General features: G+C 73.6%; 3 protein-coding genes. 2 read left to right on the top strand and 1 reads right to left on the bottom strand.

What is annotated here, in order from left to right:
* Positions 1-159: 159 nt before the first annotated feature.
* Together AC13HU_RS32115 and AC13HU_RS32110 are read left to right on the top strand one after the other, a co-directional pair.
* Complete coding sequence (locus tag AC13HU_RS32115) at positions 160-3,543, top strand: ATP-binding protein (RefSeq protein ID WP_483045500.1); 3,384 nt, start codon at positions 160-162, stop codon at positions 3,541-3,543.
* Between the two features lie 84 nt (positions 3,544-3,627).
* Entirely contained in the window at positions 3,628-4,335 is a 708-nt protein-coding gene (locus AC13HU_RS32110) for a DsbA family oxidoreductase (RefSeq protein WP_483045499.1), read from the top strand.
* A gap of 89 nt (positions 4,336-4,424) precedes the next feature.
* Here AC13HU_RS32110 and AC13HU_RS32105 read toward each other — a convergent pair.
* The coding region (locus tag AC13HU_RS32105; protein ID WP_483045498.1) for an NPCBM/NEW2 domain-containing protein at positions 4,425-4,886 on the bottom strand (462 nt) is incomplete at its 5' end.

Genomic DNA, 4,886 nt, shown 5'->3' with positions numbered 1-4,886 from the left:
AGCCCGCGCGGTGCGAGCAGGCCCGCCTGGCGTTCGAGCGCAGGCGGGCGCACGGAGAGCCGTACGAGCAAGCCCGGCGCGGCGATCGAGCGCCGACGGGCGGAGGTGGTGCACGATCGGCCCCCTCCACCCGGCCACCAGGCAGGGACAATGGTTCGCGTGCGCTACTTCGTGCTCGGGGTGACCGAGGCCAGGTCGGAGGACGGCACCGTCCTGCCGCTGGGCGGTGCGAAGGTCCGCACGGTCCTGACCGTCCTCGCCGCGCACGCGAACCGCCCGGTCCGGCCCGAGACCCTGATCGCCGAGGTCTGGACGCAAGACCCCCCTGCCGATGCGGCGGGCGCCCTCCAAGCACTGGTCGCCCGCCTGCGCAAAGCCCTCGGCCGGGACGCGGTGACGTCGGACCCGGGCGGATACCGGCTGAACACACCCCGCGAGAGCGTCGACCTGTTCGCGTTCGAGGCACTGCTGCGCGCGGGCGAGGCCGACCTGCGGGCCGGCCGCCCGGACAGTGCGGCCCGCACCCTGGACCAGGCGCTCGGCCTGTGGCGCGGCCCGGCGCTGGCGGACCTGCCGGACCGGGAGGCCGCGGCGGCCCGCACGGACGCGCTGCGGCTGGCCGTGCTCCGCTCGAAGTTCGAGGCGGAACTGGCCCGCGGGCAGACCGCCGCCGTACTGCCCGCGCTGCGGGAGGCGGTGGCCGCGCACCCGCTGGACGAGCCGTTTCACGCGCAGCTGATCCGCGCGCTGCGGGCGACCGGCCGTAGCGCGGCTGCCCTGATGGCGTACGAGGAGGCCAGGACCGTACTCGCCGACACGCTCGGTGCCGACCCGGGCCCGGAGTTGCGGGCGCTGCACGCGGAACTGCTGGCGGCGCGGGAGCCGGCCGCGAGCGCCGACCCGCACCGGGCCGGCGCCGCCCGGTCGGCCCGCCTGCGGCGTGGCAACCTGCGGGCCCGGCTGACCAGCTTCGTCGGCCGGGAGACCGACCTCGCCGCGATCCGCGCCGACATACGGGCCGCGCGGATGGTGACGCTCACCGGGCCCGGCGGCTCGGGCAAGACCCGGCTGGCCCAGGAGGCGGCCGAGGCCGCGCAGGACGGCTACCCGGACGGCGTGTGGCTGGCCGAACTCGCCCCGCTGGACGATCCGTACGCCATCCCGCATGCCGTGCTGAGCGCGCTGGGCCGCCGGGACACCTTCCTTCTCGGCCCGGCCCGCGACGCGCTGAGCGGCGAACCGCACGTCGAGCAGCCGATGGAGCGGCTGGTCGAGTACTGCACCGGCCGCCGCCTGCTGCTGGTGCTGGACAACTGCGAGCACCTGATCGAGGCCGCCGCGTACCTGGCCGCGGAACTGCTCGCCCGCTGCCCGGACCTGACCGTCCTCGCCACCAGCCGCGAACCGCTCGGCGTCCCGGGCGAGTTGGTCCGCCCGGTGGAGCCGCTGCCGCCGCAGACCGCGATCCGGTTGTTCGCCGAGCGCGCCCGGACCGCCCGCCCGCACGCGGCGCCGTACCCGGACCCTTCCGAGGCCCCGTCCGGCCCGTACACGTACGCCGGCACCGCCGGCACCGACAGCAGCACTGAAGCCGCCGGCGCCGACGCCGCCGCGGTCCACGAGATCTGCCGCAGGCTGGACGGCCTCCCCCTGGCGATCGAACTCGCCGCGGCCCGGCTGCGCGCGCTGTCCCCGCGGCAGATCGCCGACCGGCTCGACGACCGGTTCCGGCTGCTCACCGGCGGCAGCCGCATCCTCCTGCCGCGCCAGCAGACCCTGCGCGCGGTCGTGGACTGGAGTTGGGACCTGCTGGACGAGCCGGAACGTACGACGCTGCGCACGCTGAGCGTCTTCGCCGGCGGCTGCACGCTCGCCGCGGCCGAGGCGGTGTGCGGCCCGGAGGCGCTGGACACGGTGGCCCAACTCGTCGACAAGTCACTGGTGGTGGCCGAGCACGACCGCGCCGCCGGCACCCGCTACCGGCTGCTGGAGACGATCCACGAGTACGCCCTGGAGCGCGCCGGCGAGCATCCCGCCGAACTGGTCGCGGCCGGCGAGCGGCACACCGCGTACTTCCGCGAGCTGGTCGAGACCGTCGATCCGCAACTGCGCGGCAGCGACCAACTGCACTGGTTCGAGGTGCTGGAGACCGAACTGGACAACGTCAGGGCCGCGTTGCACCGCACGCTGGAGCACCGGGCGGAGGCCGACGCGGTCGCGATCACGCTGGCCATGGGCTGGTTCTGGTGGTTGCGCAACTACCGTGACGAGGCGCTCGGGTGGCTCACGCGGGCGGCTGCGCTCGGCGTCGACGACCTGGACGACACGGACACCCCGATGTACTGGCCGCGCCTCGACCTGCAGTTGCTGCTGCTGTTCGTCCAGGGTGACAGCGCCACCGAGGGCCAGTGGGCGTCGCCGGACGTGAAGGCGATGGTGAAACGGCTCTCGGCCGCCTACCGGGTGGCCGGCCGGCCCGCCGCGCGCTTCCCGGGGATGCTGTGGCCGTTCACCCTCTACGTGTCCGGTGGTGGCCGGCTGGTGCTCGCCGAGACCGACCGGGTGGTGAACAACTGCCGTGCCAACGGCGGCGAATGGGAGCTGGCCGCCGCGCTGATGTTCCGGCTGCACGTGACCGTCGACTCTCCCGGCGGCGCGGCGCTGGCCGATCGGGACTGGGAGGAGCTGAGCGTTCTCAACGGCCGGCTGGACGACCGCTGGATCAAGGCCCAAGTGCACAGCGCCCGGGCCGAGATCGAGATGCTCCGCGGTGACTACGCGGCGGCCCGCTCCGGTTTCGAGGCGGCGTACCGGCTCGGCCGTGAACTGGGGGCCTTCAGCGAGGGCGCGTTCCTGCTCGGACGGATGGCCGAGCTGGCGCACGGATGCGGCGACGACAAGAATGCCCGCGCACTCCTGGAACAGGCCGAGGAGGAGGCCGAGCGGTACGCGGTGATGGACGCCCGCACCTACATCCGCTACCTGCGGTCGATGTTCCTGCTGCGGCAGGGCGCCGTGCGGGAGGCCAGGGAGCTGTACGAGATGGCGGTGGGGCGGATCGCCGACGGTACCCCGCCGCCGATGTTCCACGTGATGCTGCGCGGCCTGTCCGCCCGGATCACCGCCGCCGAGGGCGACCTGCCGGCCGCGCTGTACGAAGCGGCCGAGGCGGTGCGGCTGGCGACCGAGGAGGACTGCACCGAGGCAGTGGTCGGCTCCCAGTTCGACACGGCGGCGCAGATCCTGGCGGAGCTGGGCGACGTGCGCTCGGCGCTGCGGATGTCCGGTGCCGCGGAGGCGATCCGCGGCACCCTGTTCCGGACGCTGCCCGAGCGGGCGCAGGACGACGCGGTACGGGCACGGGCGGCGGCCGCGTTCACGGCGGAGGAGTCGGCCCGGCAGCGCGCGTGCGGGGCGGAACTGAGCCGGCAGGAGGCGGTGGCGGAGCTGGCCGGGCTGGCGCGGGAGCGGGCGGGAGAGCGGGAGCGGGAGGTAGGGCGCGAGGTAGGGCGCGAGCGGGAGGTGAGGCGCGAGCGGGAATAGCCGGGCGGGGTCGTAGGGTTTTCCGATACGAGTTATTGATGTTTCAATCGGATAATCGTTAACGATTTCCTGGGAGTGAGTGCCGTGAAGGTCGAGATCTATTCGGACATCGCCTGTCCGTGGTGCTACGTCGGCAAGTCCCGCTTCGAACGCGCACTGGCGGCATTTCCGCAGGGCAGTGCGGTCGAGGTGGTCTACCGGCCGTTCCAGCTCGACCCGGACGCCCCGCACGAGCCCCGTCCGCACCGCGAGGTGCTGGCCGCGAAATACGGCCCCCAGGCCGTCGCCATGGACGACCGGCTGACCCAGCTCGGCGCCGCCGAGGGCCTCACCTTCGACTTCGACTCCGTGCTGGAGAACAACTCGCTGCTCGCCCACCGGTTGCTGCGCTTCGCGCTCGAAGAGTACGGCGCCGACGCCCAGAACCGGCTCAAGGGGAACCTGATGACCGGGCACTTCGCCGAGGGCCTGGACATCGGCGACCCCGACCGGCTCGCGGACGCCGCCGTCGCCGCCGGCCTCGACCGCGCCGCGGTGACCGCCTTCCTCAAGGGCGACGCCCTCACGGACGAGGTTGTCGCCGACATCGCGCAGGCCCGCGAGATCGGTATCACCGCTGTGCCGACGTTCGTCTTCGAGGGGCAGTGGGCGGTCCAGGGCGGCCAGGAGACCTCCACGTTCCTGCGCGTGCTGGAGCAGGTGGCGAAGGACACGGCGGGGGACCAACTGGGCGCCGACAGCGGTGACAACGACGGCGACGGGTGCGCCGACGGGGTCTGTGCGGTGAAGTGACGCCCGGCGGTGGTCTGTGCGGTGAAGTGATGCCCCGCGGTGGGCTGCCGGCCCCGGTCGCTCGGCCGGGGGTGGGCCGCCCGCCCAGGTCACTCGCAGGTGATCACCGAGTCGGCCCAGTCCGCCAGGTTGCCCAGCGACAGGGCACCCGAGGTCGGCGTGACGACGAGTTGGAGCGTCTTGCGGCCGGTGAGGTCGACGTGCACCGGCACGGCGGGGTCGCCCGGGTGGACGGGGCCGGAGGACCACAGCCGGGTCCCGTCGGCGTTCACCGCGAAGGTGACCGACGTGCGGAACAGCGGGCTGACCAGGTCGTCGATGCCGGCGCGGGCATCGTAGGAGACGCAGGCGCGGTTGAGGGCGATGTTCACCGTGGAGGGTGCGTGGACGGTGATGCCGTGGTCGTAGGTCGTGCCGCCGATGCTGGGGCTGGATCGGTCCCACCACCAGTTGCCCAGACCCTGGGGGACGATGGCCGGCTCGTCGGAGCTCGCGCCGAAGCCGCTGACCGGCAGTGAGTTGACGTTGTACGAGGTCGGGGCCGGCGGAGG

This window comes from Streptomyces sp. NH27 (assembly GCF_056859195.1).
The sequence above is the reverse complement of the archived record's forward strand: the minus strand, read 5'-3'. Positions and strand labels throughout refer to the sequence as shown.